Origin of the sequence: Pseudoalteromonas sp. HM-SA03, from assembly GCF_002289345.1 — a bacterium.
Classification (GTDB): Bacteria; Pseudomonadota; Gammaproteobacteria; order Enterobacterales; family Alteromonadaceae; genus Pseudoalteromonas.
The window spans coordinates 11,775-29,662 of record NZ_NSDG01000082.1; the positions used below are offsets into that span (position 1 = coordinate 11,775).

The following is a 17,888-nucleotide window of genomic DNA, read 5'->3' on the forward strand; positions in this document are numbered from 1 at the left end:
CGTCCTAAGAAAGCTTAATTTTAGTTTTTAACTAAATTAGACTTTTNGTGTTTTAAAGAGAATAAATAATAGCACTTTCTCGGTCATAGCGGATTTTTATCGTGTAATAAGCTCTAATCCGTTCTAACTAATATTAACCATTAACAAATCTCTGCTCCTTTTAAATGCAATAAGCGCGATATATCGGCATCCCCCAAAGTTGTTTTTTAATCGGTACATACCTTTACTAAATGGTGAACAACGTCAATTATTATTGTATTAAACACAAGTAGCATCTGTTCGTGCGTCTCGTGCAATAGCTACTAGACTATCCGTGAAGACGATGTTTAAGGTTGTTATATGCTTACAAAGTTAAAGTTAGGTCAGCAATTATCGGTTTCATTTGGAATTATGATTGCTTTAATGATAATGCTCTCAGGCGTAGCTTACATAGGGCTAAATGGTGGCTTTAGTAATTTTGTAGAATATCGGAGCTTAGCCAGGGCAAGCAACCTTGCAAGTAGTCTGGAAGCAAACTTGTTGTCAACCAGAGTCAATGTTTTAAATTTTCTCAAACAGCAGTCCCAAGAAGATGTACGTCAATTTGAACAAAAGACAGAGCAATTACATAGAGATTTTCTTGAAGCTAGAAAGATCCTAGCTACGCCTGAGTTGGTGGCGCTAGTAGAAAAAAGCGAAGAGGCTTTAACCGAATATGAAGCAACCTTTAAACAGATCCTAACGCTTTACCATCGCAGAGATTCATTAGTTAACGATACGTTGGATCAAATAGGTCCTAAAATGCGCAAAAATGTTACTCAGTTAATGGATTTAAGTGTCGAACGCAATGATTTTCAAGGGCTAAATGTTGCTGCTCATATGCAAGAAAAACTGTTACTAGGGCGATTATTTGTTAGTAAATTCTTAGTGAGTAACCTGCCAGAAGATTATGAAAGAGCAATGAAAGAGCTTAAGCAAGAGAAGGACTTACTAAACCAATCTAAGTCGGAGTTTACGGAAGACACAGCCAAGCAACTTATTGCAAATACAGAGTCACTTGGGGAGCGTTACTCAGAAGGGGTAAACGAAGTTCAGCGAATTATCACTGAGAGGAACCAGTTAATAGCCGGCTCACTTAACAAAAATGGTCAAAGTATTGCGGGCTATTTAGCACGTATTAAAGCGTCGATAAAAGATAAACAAGACGAATTAGGGCCAGTTGCTCAAGCGCAAAGTGAAAACACAGTGAATACCATTATTGTTGTTGCATGTATTGTGATCCTGCTAGGCTGTTTTTTAAGCTGGTATATTACGCGTTTAATCAAAACCCCTATTGGTGGAGAGCCAAAAGAAATCGCGGAAGTGGCATCAAAGATTGCCAGTGGTGACCTCTCTATACAATTTGACAGGGGGGAATCGGTCAGCGGTATTTATTTGGCAATGCGTGATATGGCTGACAAACTAAAAGCCATCATTGCAGAAATTCAAAGCTCCACGCATGCATTATCTTCCTCGTCGGAAACACTTAGTGCTATCACTGCCCAGTCTAAACAGGGGGCGGACAACCAAATGGAGCAACTCAGTCATAGTGCTGTTTCGATGAATGAAATGGCTGCCACGATTGCTGAAATAACCCAAAGTGCTCAACTCGCAGCGGATGCTGCGACCGATGCGGATTCTCAATCTAATTCAGGTGTTCAAGTTGTTGTTGCAACACAGCAAGCAATGGAAGGTCTAGTTGGTAAAATAGAAAATGTTAGCAAAACCATTGAGAATCTTGAACAAGAAACAGAATCGGTTGGTTCTATTTTGGATGTTATCAGGGGGATAGCGGAGCAAACTAATTTGTTGGCGCTCAACGCAGCGATTGAAGCCGCAAGGGCTGGTGAACAAGGGCGAGGTTTTGCCGTAGTGGCTGGGGGGGGGGGNTCGTACCCAGAAGAGTACAGATGAAATTCAAGAGATGATCTCTAAATTGCAAAATGAAGCGAAGCGCTCCGTTGGCATGATGCGAGATAACGTTAAAGATGCTAAAGATACAGCAGACAAGTCAGCGAAAACGGATGAAGTGTTACAAGCGATTTCTTCATCTGTGAGTACGATTAAAGATATGAATCTACAAATAGCCAGTGCTTCTGAGGAGCAAAACACGGTTACACAGCAGCTTTCGCAAAGTGTGACAGAAATCAGCGAAACCGCGCAAGAGACAGCAACCGGAGCCGAGCGAGCATCAGATGAAGCATTGTCGCTGCTGTCTTTATCTCGTGTATTGGATAAGTCGGTGAGCAGTTTTAGATTATAAGTGATGATATTAAGCACTGAGGGATAGCACTAAAGTGCGCTGTCTTTTTACAGTACAGCCGTTATGCTAGAGCAAACAATAAAAAATCATCACAGTTATGTTTTCTATCGGGCTGATCAGTCTTATTGCGCTGCTTTATTTAGCGCTGTTATTTACCATTGCATGGGGCGCAGATAGGGCGAGTACGAAATTTAGATCTTATCGTGCCAAGCAAGTTACCTATGCCTTGTCACTAGGGGTGTATTGCACCTCTTGGGCGTTTTTTGGTACTACCGCGCAAGCTGCAAATAATGGCTGGTGGCTTGCTCCAACTTATGTTGGCACGATTTTACTGTTTATATTTGGTTGGCAAATCTACACACGAATTGCTGAAATATGTCGCCAGCAGCAGCTCACTTCCATGGCGGACTTTATTGCTACTCGTTACGGTAATTCTTCTAGTCTGTCTGGGCTCATTTCTCTGATCTCAGTCATTGCAGTTGTGCCCTATATTGCCCTTCAGCTTAATGCCACCAGCGCCAGTATCGGTATGCTAACAAGCGACACCCAGCGGGTGAGTGTCACGTTTTGGCAGGATAGTACTTTTTATATCACCTTGCTGTTAGCCCTGTTTGCCATTTTGTTTGGCACACGTAGGCTGAGACCGAGTGAGCATAACCCAGGGTTGATGACTGCAATCGCCTTTGAGTCATTAGTTAAGTTGCTGGCGTTTATTGCTGTCGGTGTGTATGTCTGTTTTGTGCTCTTTGAATCGCCCACTCACTTATTTAACCAGGCGGAGCAGCAGGGTATTACCAAGCAAATCGAGGCAACCGCTAGCCCAACCTATGTTTATCTAGTTCATGTTCTTTTAGGGGTATTAGCAACGCTGTGTTTGCCGAGGCAGTTTCATACCTCTTTTATTGAATATGATGAACAAAACCAATTTAAGACCGCACGCTGGTTGTTTCCAGTTTATTTGTTGCTGATTAATTTATTTATTTTGCCAATCGCCTATGCCGGGCTGGTGTATTTTAATGGTCAAGATGTTGGCTACGATACGTTTGTGCTTGCCTTACCACTGGGATCTGATGCACCTGTAGTCGCTTTGATAGCCTTTTTAGGAGGGTTCTCTGCGGCGACGAGCATGGTGATAGTCTCAGCCATCGTGCTATCTATTATGATCACCAATGACTTTATCAATCAATTTTTGTTGCGCCGCTCGCAGTTAAATTCGAGCCATCGGGGCTTATCTAAGTTTAATCTGCTCAATGCTCGACGGATGGTCATTGTTGGCATTTTATTACTGAGTTATGCCAGTCATCGCGTGCTGGCTGAGGGCAACACGTTGGCCAATATGGGGCTCATGTCATTTGCCTTGGTTGCGCAGTTTGCGCCCGCTATGGTGGTTGGTTTATGGTGGCGTGGGGCTTCATGCTTAGGCGCGCAATTGGGGATTGTGACGGGGTTTGCTATTTGGTTTTACACGCTGTTGTTACCGAGCCTCATTAGTGGCTTTAACTTCGAAAGTCACTGGTTGAGCGCGGGGCCTTTGAATATCACATGGTTAGCACCTTTAGACTTTTTGGGTCTGGGGTTAGACAGTACGAGCCAGTCCGTCCTTATCTCTTTAAGTGCAAATTTGTTGGTTTATTTGCTGGTGCCGTTTATTTCATCAGCACGTCTTGCTGAGCGCTTACAAAGCAATAAATTTGTAATGCCGTCCAAATCTGCACAGTCCGCTAACACGGTATTGAGTTACCAAGACTTGGCAACATTACTGCAGCGCTTTAGCGAGCAAGCGCGTGCGCAGCAGCTTGTTGAGCTTCATTTTCCTAAAGAACCTGCAAACTGGAAACTGCCAGCGCCATTGCAAGTTGAAAATATGATCGAACGGGAGATGTCGACGCTCGTTGGCGGGGCATCTGCGAAACTGATTTTAGATGTCGCCAAAGATGAAAAGCGCCAGCCTTTAGAGCAAGTTGCAGAATTTGTCGATGAAGCGTCACAGGTGCTACGTTTTAATCGCGACTTACTGCAGTCGACGATAGAAAACGTCAGTCAGGGGATAAGTGTAGTAGATAGCCAACTGCAATTGGTCGCTTGGAACCAGCGCTACGCAGAAATGTTTAATTATCCAGACAATGCGTTGTTTATCGGGCGTCCTGTGGCTGAGCTTATTCGTTACAATGCGCAGCGTGGGCTATTTGGTGATGCTGATGTCGAGCAGCAAGTAGAGAAGCGTCTATCACATTTACGACGAGGCAATGCATATCGCTACCGCCGCGAGCACCACGATGGCCGAGTGTTTGAAATGCAAGGTAATCCCCTACCTGGCGGTGGATTTGTAACGACCTATACGGATATCACTGAGTTTGTAAAACAACAATCCTTACTAGAGCAAGTTAATGTGAACCTAGAAGAAACTGTCGCGGCAAGGACTAAAGAGTTGATAGATGCCAACCGAGCTTTATCTTCTGCTAAACGCCAAGCAGAGCATGCAACGGAGAGTAAAACCCGCTTTTTCGCCGCAGCAAGTCATGATCTGTTACAGCCATTTAACGCAGCGAGCCTGTTTTGCTCATTGATGAGTGAAAAGGCCCAAGGAACCGACTTAGCTGAGCTTTCGCAAAGCATCAAAAGTTCATTGGCAAGTGCTGAAGAACTGTTATCGAGCATTCTTGAGCTCACAAAGTTAGAGGCTGGGGCGTTTAAGGTTAATCGCTCGCGCTTTGCATTGTCGTCACTGCTGGAACCATTGGAAAATGAATATGGGGCGGTTGCGAAAGACAAAGGATTAGCGTTTGCAGTGCGGGTTTGTGATGTCATGCTCTACACCGATAAAGCACTGCTAAAAAGGGTATTGGGAAACTTACTGAGTAACGCTATTCGTTACACTGAGTCTGGTACGGTGAGGCTTATCGCTGAATGTCAGGGGGAGAGCGTTTCTATCATTGTTGAAGACACAGGTGTGGGCATTGCAAAGCAAGATCAGGACGCCATATTTCAAGAGTTCAAACAGCTTCATAGTAAAGAGCTAGCGCAGGGGTTAGGACTCGGGCTTGCGATCAGCAAACGAATTTGCGAAGTGTTGGAAATTCCCATCACCCTTGGCTCACAACTTAATAAAGGCACACAATTTACCTTAACACTGCCAAGTTTTGGAATGCAGACGGATCAAAAGACCGAAGTAACCGCTGACAAACCCAGCGGTGATACACAATTATCGGGGCTATCTATTTGGTTGCTAGATAATGATGCCAACGCGCTTAATGCACTATCTCAAGTATTACTAAGTTGGGGGTGCCAGGTGGCCGTAGCGCGAGATGAAGCAGAGCTTAGCACCTTGCAAGCAATGAGTCGGGCAGATATGCTGATCGCGGATTATCAGCTTGATCATGGTGTCACTGGGCTTGAGATGATAGCTGCGCTTAAGCTTGATGATATGCCAATCATTATCAACACGGCTAACCATGACGAAGCCATCCGAGAGCGAGTGAGTGATGCAGGGATCCCATTACTGTATAAACCGCTTAAAACACCAGCCCTAAAGCGCATGATTAAGCGACTAATCTAGTTAGTTAAGCACTCGCTTCATCGTCGAGGTGTACATCTGTAGCCAGCTGATTAAAGAGGATCCCAGCTTGGGTGCGGTTATACACATTGAGCTTTTTTAAAATAGCTGAAACATGCTGTTTGATGGTGGTCTCTTGAATCGACATTGCATACGCAATCTGCTTATTCAAAAGGCCGTCGGCAATCATGGTTAATACTCGATATTGCTGGGGAGTTAGCTTTTCTAAATTACGCGCAAATTGCGCTTGTTCGCTGTCATTTTCAGGCGCGATATCCACGATTTCGGGTAACCAAGTTTCTCCTTCAATAACGAGCTTGATGGCATCACTGATCACCTCTAGTGAGGAAGACTTGGGAATATAAGCGCTTGCCCCGAGGGCAATGCATTGGCTAATAATGGCTGCCGATTCGTTGGCTGAAACCATGATCACTAATATGTCTGGATACTGATTTCTTAACCGGGCAAGACCTTCGAGACCTTTCGCGCCAGGAATAGATAAGTCCAAAAATACTAGCTCTGTTTCAGGATGCGCGAGCAACATCTCGAATAAGCTGTCTAAAGTACTGGCTTCTTTGATAGGGTCATGACCAATCGCTTGTGCAGCGGCTTGTTTGAGTGCGCTGCGAAATAATGGGTGGTCATCAGCGATAATTGCTTGCACCTGAGGCATCCTTAACTAACTCCTAGTATCCGTTGTTATAGGGTATTTCCAAAACTACATCAAGTGATTGAGATAGCGAGGCTCCCTTGCAGCCTCGCTTTCGGTGCTAAAAACGATAACCCACGGTAAGCGAAACGGTTCTTGGGTCGCCAAAGTAGCCTATCAAAGTATTATCACCACCAAGCCCCGGCGTGTACTTACTCACATTACTCGGATCGCTCGGGTCTGGTGTCACGAACTGATAGCCTCCTATCATATATTCTTTATCGGTCAGGTTTTTCCCATGAAGACCAACACGCCAATTGCCATCTGTGCTGTACCAATTAATACTCAGGTTGACTAAACCATAGCTATCCTGCGTCAGTAGGCTATCTTCCTCAAATAAGACATAATCACCACGATGGTAGTAGCTGGCATTGAATACCCAATCGCCAATATCACTGTAGAGTTTATATGTTGTCCCAAGGTTAAAAGTTAAATCAGGGGTGTTAGAAATACTAAAGCGGTCTGATTTGTCAAATGTCGCGCCCGTGTCTGGGTTAGTATCGAGTACCTCTTCGAAGTCGCTGTCTATATATCCTATTGCGGCGTCAAAACTCAGTGCCTCTGTAGCGACATAGCTCAGCTCTGCTTCTATACCGTTTGCTGTAGACTTACCGATGTTGCCAAGTCGTTGGTTTAGATCGGCAGAAGTTGCACCGGGCAATACGGAAATATATTGGCGGTCTTTGTGATCTAAGGTGAATAGCGTGATATTGGCTCTTAGATTGTCGTTCCATTCGCTTTTCATACCGATTTCGAATGAATCTACGATTTCAGGGTCTGCAGCAGGCTCCGCGGTGCTGGCTCTGGGGTTGAAGGTGCCGGATTTAAATCCTTGAGCATAGCTGGCAAAGAACATAATATCGCGGTTGTATTGATATTCCACTCCCACTCTTGGTGTAAACCGTGACCAATCTTCTTCATCATCAAGCACTGACGGTACGAGTTCACCAGCAGGGCGTGTATAACCTGGGATCCAATTTGATTCGGGATACACGACATCAAAGACCAAACCATTGCTGACTTGTGCCTCTTTGCTGTCTTTAGTATAACGAGCGCCCAATGTGAGCGACCACTGCTCTGCTAAATCAATGGTGCCTTGAATGTACGCGGCTTTACTATTTGAGTTGTTACAACCACTGACTTCTCGCGTAAGACCGGGAGCGCCTAAGCTTTGTCCTAACACTTCCAAAATTGCTTGGAATTGACCGCATGATTCGCCATCGTAATAATATAGACCTGAGACAAATTTATAGCCGCTGCCTGCATGGCTTAGCTGTATCTCATGCGTGGTTTGCTCGTCATCATAAATGGCGGGTACATCAAAGATCCGTAATGGCGTATTATCAAAGTCGATATTGGTCGGGGAGTAACTATCTCGGCTAGCACCGATGTATTTTATCGTGGTGGCGTCAGAAAGATCCCAGCGAGCGGTCAAACTATATCCCTCAAGCTCGACTTTATTCCAAGTTGGCATACTGGTGTAAGAATCAAATACGCTGTCGGGCACGGGGGCGTCAGTCAGTAAGCTCGGCAACAAGCGATAACCCCCTTTAGAGTTGGAGTCATCGTCGGTTTTATCCCATGCTAAACGGAAGAACAAATCATCGCTTGGACGATATTCTAAGGTTAACCGCGCAGCTTGAATTTCTTTATTGTAGTTTTCCTTGTCTTGGCCGGGTAGCGTTGAAACCTTGAACTCACCAAAGCCATCTCGATTCAAAGTGGCAAAGCCATAACCTAGATAGAGCGTGTCGTCCACGAGCGGCAGTTGACCTGTGATCTTAAGATCGCGTTGATTATAACTACCAACAGTCCCTTCCACGTTAAATGTCGCATCGCCAGACATTTCCTTAGTGACATATTTTATTGCGCCACCAATGGTATTTTTGCCATATAGCGTCCCTTGCGGTCCACGTAGTACTTCAATCTGTTGTACATCAAGGAGGTCGAGTACGGCCCCTTGTGGCCTTGCCAAATAAATGTCATCGACGTAAATGCCGACACCAGGTTCATAACCCCATAATGGGTCTTGTTGCCCGACACCACGAATAAAGGCAGTGAGGGTAGAGTTAGTGCCTCGGCTAGCTTGAAGTGTGGTATTGGGTGAAAACTGCTGGACTTCAGAGAGTACCGAAATGCCATTTTCGAGTAGATCGGTTTCACCGATAGAAGTCACTGCAACCGGAACGGTTTGAAGGTTTTCTACCGTCTTACGCGCCGTGACTTCAATGCGTTCTAGCTTGCCTTCTGATTGTGTTGCTTGTTCTGCTGCCGCTGGGCTGACTTGAGTTGCGAGTGTAATAGCCAACGCGATAGCTGAATATCTAGGTTGGTAACTGTTCATCCTGTGGTCCCTATTATTGTCATTTTGGGTGCTTGTTGTCACATCAAAGCATAGGGGAGTTGTAAAGTTTTTCTATTAGTACCTTAGTACTAATGCCTTGATACGCTAGGATTAACACGGGGTGTAGGGCTTCTATAACCTTAGTACTATGGTTTTTATTGTGCCTGCACGCCACACTGATATTCATCAACAGTATGCCCAACACATCAATTTATAACGGGCATTAATAACAATAAAAGGAAGCCCTTATGCTCAGTATGCTTGGATTGGCAGGAGGACTTGGCCTGCTTATTTGGCTAACTCTCCGTGGCGTAAACTTGTTTATCGCAGCTCCTCTGTGCGCTTTATTGGTCGCATTAACGAGTGGCGTTGCGCTATTTCCCACAGAAGCTGTAGAAAGCAGCTTTCTTACACTTTATATGGATGGCTTTGCTGGCTTTTTGAGTGCTTGGTTTTTCATGTTTTTGCTTGGCTCTTTGTTCGGTAAGTTCATGGAAGACAGCGGTGCTGCCGACAGCGTGGCACGTTATATTGTCGACAAGTTAGGTATGAAACATGCGGTATTAGCGGTGGTGATTGCCTGTGCGGTACTAACGTATGGCGGCGTCAGCGTTTTTATTGTGGCTTTCTCTGTCTACCCTATGGCGCTCAGCTTATTTAAAGATGCCAATTTACCAAGGCGCTTTATTCCCGCAACTTTGGCTTTCGGCTCAGTCACCTTCACCATGACTTCGGCAGGCTCCCCTGAAATTCAAAACTGGATCCCAATAAAATATTTAGGTACGTCGCCTTATGCGGCTTGGGAAGTCAGTCTAGTGGTTGCCACGTTTATGGCTATTACGGGCTATTGGTGGTTGAAAAAGATGATAGCCAAAGCGGTAGCAAATGGAGAGCACTTTGAGGCGAAAGAAGACGACCCTGAAATCCATGAACGTAACTACCCTCATCCAATCACTGGCGTACTACCTCTAATCGTGGTGTTGATCTTATCTTTTACACTTCATGATGTGTTGCAGCAAAGTGCACTCATTGTAGCTCTACTTGGTGGTGTACTCAGTATTGTCGCGATTAACTTTAAGCATTTTCACAACATGGGTGCTGCGATTAACTTAGGTACAACAGGTGCGCTAGTTGCTATCGGTAATACTAGTGCAGTGGTTGGTTTTGGTGCGGTAGCAAAAAACACCGAGGCATTTCAATTAGCGGTCGAGTTGATGACACAGATGCCCGGTAATGAGCTACTTGGCGCCGCTGTGGCGGTAAGTGTAATAGCCGGTTTAACCGGCTCTGCATCCGGTGGGCAAGCTATTGCGTTACCTTTAGTGGCACCGCACTACATTGATGCGGGTGTCAATCCAGAACAATTACATCGTGTTGTCGCTATTAGCTCAGGCGCTTTGGATACCTTACCGCACAACGGTTATGTGGTCACAACCATTCGCGCCATCTGTAAAGAAACACATCAACGAGCATATTGGTCCATGGCTGCGTTGACTGCGGTCGTGCCGCTGGTGGGCGTTGCCCTCGCATTAACCCTATTCATCTTATTTTAACGGAGTGATACAGCAATGAAGCGGATTTTCCTGTTACTTTTGTTCGTTGCCAGCAATATTGTCTATGGCAGTGAGACAAACAAATCTATGCTGGTTGAAAAGCGGGAATTTACACTCGCGCATTTTACTACGGAGTCTGGAGCCAGTATTCCTGACGTTAAGGTCGGCTGGGAAAGCTATGGCAAGTTAAATGCCGACAAAAGCAATGCAATTTTGATCACGCATTTCTTTTCTGGCACATCTCACGCTGCGGGTAAGTATCGAGAGTCTGACGTATTGGCGGGTTACTGGGATGCCATTATCGGCCCGGGTAAAGCGATAGATACTAACAAGTACTTTGTGATAAGCGCAGATACTTTGGTCAATGCAAACTGGCATAGTAAAGATGTTATCACGACGGGCCCAGCGTCTATTAATCCGAAAACGGGCAAACCTTACGGCTTGGATTTTCCCGTGGTGACCATCGGTGACTTTGTTGAAGTGCAAAAGCAACTATTGGATAGCTTAGGTATCGACAAACTACATGCGGTGATGGGCGCGTCTATGGGGTCTTTCCAAGCGTTAGAATGGTCGGTGCGCTACCCCGAAAAAGTGTCACGTTTAATTCATGTGATTGGCGCGGCAAAGATGGATGCTTGGACTGTTGCAGCGCTAGAGAAATGGGCTTTACCTATTCGACTTGATCCAAATTGGCAGGGCGGGGACTACTACGACGGGGAAAGGCCGCTTGCTGGACTCACGGCCACGATGCTTAATATTACTCAAGATGCGATGCACCCCGCTATTTACAACGCCAGTTTTCCAGACTTTATTGTGCTTGATCCCAAAGCAAAACAAGATATTCGTCAGCTTCCTAAACTCAGCCAAACGCTAGCCACGCGCGCACGAGCGAGGGCCGAAACGCAAGACGCGAATTCAATCTTGTACTTAGTCCGCGCCTCGCAACTATACACCGCAGGCATGCAAGGTAATTTTGATAGCGCTATTGATAAAATCACAGCAAAGGTTTTGTTGATGCCTGCAAGCAATGACTTGTTATTAAGGCCTGAGCCCATTCGTAAGTTAGCAGAAACCCTAAAAGCCAAGAATAAAGACGTGCAGATCACAGAGATAGAAGGCGTTTGGGGGCATTTAGACGGTATTTTTTCAATTCAATCACAGGCTGACACTATTGCTCAGTTCTTAGCAAAATAATCAAGGAGTGACGATGAAGACGGCGTTGATCACAGGGGCTGCAAGTGGCATTGGTCGCTATATCGCGATGGCCTTGAGCAAACAAGGTTACAGTTTATTGCTCGTAGATTTGAACTTAGCGCAAGCACAGACGGTGGCTGAGTCTATCGTCAGTGACGGAGGAAATGCTCAAGCGTTTGCGCTCAATATTGCTAGTAAGCAAGACATCGCTGACTTTGTCCGTCAGCACGATAACATTGATGTGCTTATCAATAACGCAGGTGTGCAACATGTTGAAGCACTGGAGCATTATCCAGAAGATAAATGGCAATTGCTGCAAGACGTGATGCTAACAGGCCCCGCCATGTTGTGTAAGGCAGTATTGCCGCATATGCGCAGAGGCGGCTTTGGCCGCATCGTCAATATTGGTTCTATCCACGCTCTAGTCGCTTCTAAGTATAAGTCTGCTTATGTCGCTGCAAAACATGGGTTGATGGGGTTTGGCAAAGTATTGGCGCTGGAAACCGCGGACTGCGATATCACCGTGAACACCATTTGCCCCGCTTATGTAAAAACCCCATTAGTAGAACAGCAAATTGCCGCGCAAGCGAAACAGCATGGGATCAGCGAAGATGAAGTGATAAACAATATTATGTTGGCACCAATGCCGAAAAAGGCCTTTATAGGGTTGGATGAGATTGCTCATGCTGTCAATTTTTTACTCGCAAATGAGTCACGCAACATTACTGGCCAAGCCATTGTGCTGGACGGCGGCTGGACAGTGCAATAGGAGGAATGATGGCTGGATTTGATAAGGTAGTCGTAAGCTACGAAGAAGCAATGACAGGACTGTGTGATGGCATGACCGTGATTGCGGGGGGCTTTGGTTTATGCGGGATCCCAGAAGGTTTGATAAGCCAAATACGCCACATGGGCACAAAGGACTTAACCGTGGTTTCTAATAACTGCGGAGTAGACGGGTTTGGTTTAGGGATTTTGCTTGAGGATAACCAGATCCGCAAAATGGTGGCTTCCTATGTGGGAGAAAACGCCTTGTTTGAGCAGCAGTTATTGAGCGGTGGATTGGAAGTTGAATTAACTCCACAAGGGACACTTGCAGAAAAGATGCGCGCAGGTGGAGCTGGGATCCCCGCTTTTTATACCGCAACAGGCGTTGGTACACCTGTCGCTGAGGGCAAAGAGGTAAAAACGTTTGGTAATAGAGAATATATTTTAGAGCCGAGTATTACGGGAGACTTTGCCATTGTAAAAGCGTGGAAAGCAGACCGTTTTGGCAACTGTATTTATCGCCACACCGCCATGAACTTTAACCCAATGGCCGCAACAGCTGGAAAAATTACCGTCGTTGAAGTGGAAGAAATAGTTGAGCCCGGCGAAATCGAACCGAGCCAAATTCATACCCCCGGAATTTATATCGACAGAGTGATTCTAGGACAGTTCGAAAAACGCATCGAAAAACGTACTGTGAAGGAGCAAGCATAATGGCATTAACCAGAGAGCAAATGGCCATGCGAGTGGCACAGGAATTAAGAGGTGGGTTTTATGTCAACCTTGGCATTGGGATCCCCACGCTGGTGGCCAATTATGTGCCGCAGGGTATGGATGTGATGCTGCAATCGGAAAACGGTTTATTAGGCATGGGCGCTTATCCAACTGAACAGAAAGTGGATGCGGATATGATCAATGCGGGTAAGGAAACCGTTACGGCCCGTACGGGAGCTGCCATTTTTAGTTCGGCAGAAAGCTTTGCAATGATCCGTGGCGGTCATGTGGACCTGACGGTGCTTGGCGCTTTTGAAGTAGATCAGCAAGGTAATCTTGCCAGCTGGATGATCCCAGGTAAGCTTATCAAGGGCATGGGTGGCGCGATGGACCTGGTCGCTGGGGCTAAAAATATAATTTGCACCATGACGCATGCGAATAAACAAGGCGAGTCCAAGCTGCTACAGCACTGCAGTTTACCGCTCACCGGCGTAAACTGTATCAATAAGATAGTAACCGATCTTGCGCTGCTTGAAGTCAAAGGTGGTGCGTTTCATTTACTTGAGCGAGCTCCAGGTGTTAGCGTCGCGGAAATTCAAGCGAAAACCGCAGGCATATTGATTTGCCCTGATGACGTACCGGAGATGGTATTTAGCTAGGGTTGAACTAAAGCTGAGTTTCCATGCTATGCACGCAGCTGGCTTTAACGCGAGCTGCGCTACATTTGTTATTCTGCGCCGCTTTCACAAAGTGGCTTGTAATCAACATACCTTCTCAGTTATCTAAAAGTCCTATTTTTCCCTTAATTATCCTTCCCCTGCTATAGCTTCTCATCGCAGTCATAAAATTGTAAAAAATAGTAAACACTTACCTATAAAGCCTCCCATATAAACCTGAAATTGGTACAATTGTTTATTACAATTTGCAAAGGACATTCAATGCAAGCTTCTTTTAGCGCACCAAAGGTGGGGCGGTGGTACCTTTTTATTACTGAGAGTTGGAAGATACTTTTATTATGGCTGAGTGGGGTATTTCTACTTATGTCATTTAGGCTATTTTATCTATTTCATTTCAGCGAGAACATTTCGTTAAATATCACGGCTAAGCAAATATTTGATGCCTTAGCCACTGGTTTTAAATTTGACTCCTCCGCTGCTGGAGTTTGTCTCGCTATTCCTTTTTTGCTGAATTGTTTCCTACAACCTTTGCGATTAGATAATTGGGTTAGACGAGTACGCAATATAATAGGGCTAATTTATCTGAGTGTTTTTGTATTATTAGGAATCTGCGGGATAACTTATATCAGTGAGTATGGAACTCAATACAATTATTTTATGCTGGAAGGGTTATATGATGATCAGCAGGCTATACTGAGCACGGTCATTCAGCAGTATAAGCCTTGGGGTAGTTTGTTGAGCATAGGTATACTGCTATCTTGCGTAGTCGTATGGACTCGTTTTGTGGATAAGAGAAGTTATCGCTTACTGATAAACATTTGTCCGAAGAGCAGAATCAAGCAAGCAATTATTTCGATATTGGTGTTCGTTATGTTTGTTTGCGCCGCTAGAGGCTCATTTGACTCTCGTCCTGCATCAAGAAAGTGGTCGGCCGTCACTACAGATCCATTTGTAAACAACTTAGTTATTAACCCGTTCCGTAGTTTTTTTTACGCGATACAAGACTATGGTGAATTAAATCAGCTCACCACGTTAAGTACTAATCCTTATTTGGCCGATAAGCATGAGATCGATGATGCGCTGCTAAATAATGAAACCCGTAGTATGGGGCCCTTAATTCAAAAACCTTCGCGCATTTTTTACATTGTAATGGAAAGCTTTGATTCTTGGCCTCTGCAGGATAAATATAGGGATTTAGCGCTAACAGAAAATTTTCATCGACTAAAAGCAAAGGGTATTTATGTTGAACAAGCGTTGCCTGCTGCTTCAAGTACAATGAACTCATTGTCCAGTCTAGTTTCAGGGATTCCATTTAGTGGTATTAACATGAGCCGTCTCACGAGTAAGGCTCAAACATACTCGTTAATCCATTTGATGGAGGGGCAAGGTTATATATCACAATTTTTTTATGGCGGCTTATTGTCTTGGCAAACAGTAGGTGATTTTATGAGTAGGCATGGCGTCGATCATATTTATTCGGCGGCAAATGCAGGAGGTAAGGGAAGTGCCGGTGTATGGGGGGTTGATGATGGGCAGCTATTTGATCTCGTTAGCCAGTCAGTGCCAGAAAATAGCTTTAATTTGATTATGACGACTAGCTATCACGGCCCATTTAATTTAGATTTTTCAGCTAGCGATTACCCTTGGAAAAATGGTGACTACCCAGCTCAGTTTCAGCGGATGGGTGATGAGGTGTTATCTGCTAACACTCTTGGACACTTATGGTATTCCGATCAAATGATGGGACAGTTTGTAGATAATATGCAACACAAATATCCTGACGCGCTATTTATCATTACGGGAGATCACTACAGCCGCCGCTATTTTCATGCTAAGCCTAACTTGTACGAACTCACCCATGTCCCAATCCTTATACTGGGGCAAGGGGTTTCACCTAAATTGAGTAACCGAACAATTGCTTCACATATGGATATCACAGCAACGATTATGGACTTGATAGCAAGGTCCAACACATCGTTTTCTAGTTTTTGCTATTCACTTGTTGGTTCTGAAGCTCCAGAAAATGTTTTTGGTTATAAAACAATTCGAGATACGGAGCGAGTTTGGAAACAAGGTGATGGTGAGCAGTTTTATAGCTATCAGGTTAACCCCAAACAGGGTGATAAAGGTGTTGAGCAGCCAGCACCAACCCTTGAATATCAAACTTATATGGCTGCTGCATGGCAATTACTAATGGGGAGTCCTACACCTCATTAAACTGCGACGTGGGCCAATATAGACTGTTAAACCCGAGGGCCATACTAATCTTTTGATTAGCATGGCCTGTAATCGTATTCTTATAAGTGCAAATCACTATAGCAGTGAGGTATGCTTTTTGGATGATACTATTTAGTCTTATTTATTAACTGTTAATGACTAAGATACTCACGCGCTACGTGCATTCATCTCAGCAATAAACTTGTTCGAATCTTCAATAGAGCGGTTCATATCAGCGATTAGGGCGCTAATATCACGCTTTAACCCCGTAAACTCACCTTTAATAGCGCTTACCGCTTGTGCATTTAGGTTATGTTTAAGATACAGCACATTATCTTGTAGCGAGTCGAGCACGGGCTGCATTTTGGCTTCACTGCTGCGCATTGAGCGAAGTAAGCGTTCAAATTGGCGCTGTGTTTGGCTTAATTGCTTAGCACTCTCGCGTTTTAGGTTTGCACTTGAATATTGCTCAAGTTCATCTTGCCACTCGTCAAATAGCGCATTGGCTACGTCTTCCACTTTGTCTATATTGCTACTTACTTCAGCTGCAGCGGCAAGGGATGACTGGTAGTCATCGTTAAGCAGGTTATAGGCTTCTTGTAATTCACCACCATCAAAGTTAATTAACGTGGTGAGTCTTTCCAACGCTGATTGAAACTCTTTTTGTGATTCCTCTTGGGACTCCTTTGTTTCTTCGACACGATCAACCAATATCTCGCGTTTATGCACACCAAACTTTTCCATAGTGGCGTAATAGGCACTCTGGCAGCCAGTAACGAGTAAAAGTAACACTGCGCTTAAGGTGAGTTTCTTCATTTGCACTCCCGGGCTCTAGAAGGTCAATAATTAGTAAGTGGCCACGTGACCGTCGTTATATATTACTATTTAGCGTTATAAATTATGGCGGGGATTGTTATGATGTGTAAAGTGATCCATGAATATTAACTTGATTATGATGCAAAGAATAACCGAAATAAAGGTCGTAGCACTGCGATTCTTACATTCTCAGCCTAGCTGGTGGCGCCGCTATAGTAAGCGTTGTATTGAGGACCAGATCACGGTCAACGCGGGCTATTTAGCGTATGTCACACTACTTTCGTTAGTCCCCTTAGTTGCGGTGGGTGTGGCAATTTTTTCGGCGTTTCCTGGATTTGAAGATACGCGTTTTGCTATTGAAAACTTTGTGTTCAATAACTTTGTGCCAACATCTACGGACACCATTAAAGAGCACATTAGTGCGTTTACTGGCAATGCGAATAAGATGACAGCTGTGGGGGTGAGCTTTTTGGCCGTTGTGGCTTTGTTACTTATTCGCAATGTTGACACCACACTCAACCGAATTTGGCGAGTGAAGCAGAAACGCCCGTTGATGATTTCGTTTGCGATTTATTGGATGGTGCTCACGCTTGGCCCTGTGCTATTGGGCGCGAGTATTGGTATGACATCTTATATCGTTTCTTTAGTGACATTTGCCGATCAAGGGATCCCTGGGTTTAGTGGTGCACTAATTAAGATGTTGCCCTATTTAATTTCTATGGTTGGCTTCATCATGCTCTATACTTTAGTACCAAATACCAGTGTGTCATTTCGAGCCGCGGTTCCGGGTGCTTTGTTTGCAGCTTTGTTATTCGAGCTAACGAAAAAAGGCTTTGCATTATACATTAGCCATTTTCCCTCATACGAAGTTATCTATGGAGCACTCGCAACAGTACCTATTCTTTTTGTTTGGGTATATTTATCTTGGATAGTGGTGTTGTTAGGTGCTGAGTTTACCGTGTGCTTAACCCAAGATATGGAAGCTGCAGGACTAGATGCAAGCTCGGAGTTTGACCCACCAGACGCGCAGGGACTTTAGCTTTTACCGATAACGGTTAGCTT

13 protein-coding genes and 1 pseudogene (1 of these 14 only partly in view) are annotated in these 17,888 nt (G+C 44.8%); 11 read left to right on the forward strand and 3 right to left on the reverse strand.

Features of this window, described 5'->3' with window-relative positions:
• The 4 genes and pseudogenes from rpsQ to CKO50_RS16190 all read left to right on the forward strand — a co-directional run.
• Positions 1-18 (forward strand): annotated as a pseudogene (rpsQ, locus tag CKO50_RS16180) (30S ribosomal protein S17); its annotated part reaches 163 nt to the left of the window's first position; the annotation flags it as partial.
• 321 nt (positions 19-339) lie between these two features.
• The gene (locus CKO50_RS16185; RefSeq protein WP_255230094.1) at positions 340-1,932 is read left to right on the forward strand and encodes a methyl-accepting chemotaxis protein; all 1,593 of its coding nucleotides are present in this window, start codon (positions 340-342) and stop codon (positions 1,930-1,932) included.
• Between the two features lie 10 nt (positions 1,933-1,942).
• Positions 1,943-2,281, forward strand: coding sequence for a hypothetical protein (locus CKO50_RS24790; protein WP_255230097.1), 339 nt, complete (start codon positions 1,943-1,945; stop codon positions 2,279-2,281).
• 97 nt (positions 2,282-2,378) lie between these two features.
• Positions 2,379-5,837, forward strand: a complete 3,459-nt coding sequence (locus CKO50_RS16190; protein WP_095728990.1) for a PAS-domain containing protein — start codon at positions 2,379-2,381, stop codon at positions 5,835-5,837.
• Between the two features lie 4 nt (positions 5,838-5,841).
• On the opposite strand, the gene CKO50_RS16195 is transcribed toward CKO50_RS16190, so the two are convergent.
• Positions 5,842-6,507: a response regulator transcription factor gene (locus tag CKO50_RS16195; RefSeq protein ID WP_010607743.1), complete on the reverse strand. Its 666-nt coding sequence runs from the start codon at positions 6,505-6,507 to the stop codon at positions 5,842-5,844.
• 97 nt (positions 6,508-6,604) lie between these two features.
• The gene (locus tag CKO50_RS16200) at positions 6,605-8,887 is read right to left on the reverse strand and encodes a TonB-dependent receptor (RefSeq protein WP_095728991.1); all 2,283 of its coding nucleotides are present in this window, start codon (positions 8,885-8,887) and stop codon (positions 6,605-6,607) included.
• Positions 8,888-9,135: 248 nt separating this feature from the next.
• Between CKO50_RS16200 and CKO50_RS16205 the strand changes: the two genes are divergently transcribed.
• From CKO50_RS16205 to CKO50_RS16230, 6 genes are all read left to right on the forward strand, one after another.
• Positions 9,136-10,440 (forward strand): GntP family permease, encoded by a 1,305-nt coding sequence (locus CKO50_RS16205; protein ID WP_095728992.1) that lies wholly within the window; start codon positions 9,136-9,138, stop codon positions 10,438-10,440.
• A gap of 15 nt (positions 10,441-10,455) precedes the next feature.
• Positions 10,456-11,634 carry a homoserine O-acetyltransferase gene (locus tag CKO50_RS16210; RefSeq protein ID WP_095728993.1) on the forward strand — a complete coding sequence of 393 codons (1,179 nt, stop codon included), beginning with the start codon at positions 10,456-10,458 and terminating at the stop codon, positions 11,632-11,634.
• A gap of 13 nt (positions 11,635-11,647) precedes the next feature.
• The gene (locus CKO50_RS16215) at positions 11,648-12,403 is read left to right on the forward strand and encodes a 3-hydroxybutyrate dehydrogenase (protein WP_095728994.1); all 756 of its coding nucleotides are present in this window, start codon (positions 11,648-11,650) and stop codon (positions 12,401-12,403) included.
• A gap of 8 nt (positions 12,404-12,411) precedes the next feature.
• Positions 12,412-13,116, forward strand: a complete 705-nt coding sequence (locus CKO50_RS16220) for a CoA transferase subunit A (RefSeq protein WP_095728995.1) — start codon at positions 12,412-12,414, stop codon at positions 13,114-13,116.
• Positions 13,116-13,775 (forward strand): 3-oxoacid CoA-transferase subunit B, encoded by a 660-nt coding sequence (locus tag CKO50_RS16225; RefSeq protein ID WP_095728996.1) that lies wholly within the window; start codon positions 13,116-13,118, stop codon positions 13,773-13,775. The genes CKO50_RS16220 and CKO50_RS16225 overlap by 1 nt, the downstream gene beginning before the upstream one ends.
• Before the next feature lie 249 nt (positions 13,776-14,024).
• On the forward strand, positions 14,025-16,010 hold the full coding sequence (locus CKO50_RS16230) for an LTA synthase family protein (protein ID WP_255230106.1): 1,986 nt from the start codon (positions 14,025-14,027) through the stop codon (positions 16,008-16,010).
• A gap of 168 nt (positions 16,011-16,178) precedes the next feature.
• Here CKO50_RS16230 and CKO50_RS16235 read toward each other — a convergent pair whose 3' ends face one another.
• A complete protein-coding gene (locus CKO50_RS16235) occupies positions 16,179-16,826 on the reverse strand; it encodes a DUF2959 domain-containing protein (RefSeq protein ID WP_095728998.1) in 648 nt (215 codons plus the stop codon).
• A gap of 136 nt (positions 16,827-16,962) precedes the next feature.
• On the opposite strand from CKO50_RS16235, the gene CKO50_RS16240 reads away from it, so the two are divergent.
• Positions 16,963-17,865 (forward strand): virulence factor BrkB family protein, encoded by a 903-nt coding sequence (locus CKO50_RS16240; RefSeq protein WP_217989658.1) that lies wholly within the window; start codon positions 16,963-16,965, stop codon positions 17,863-17,865.
• The last annotated feature ends 23 nt before the right edge of the window (positions 17,866-17,888 follow it).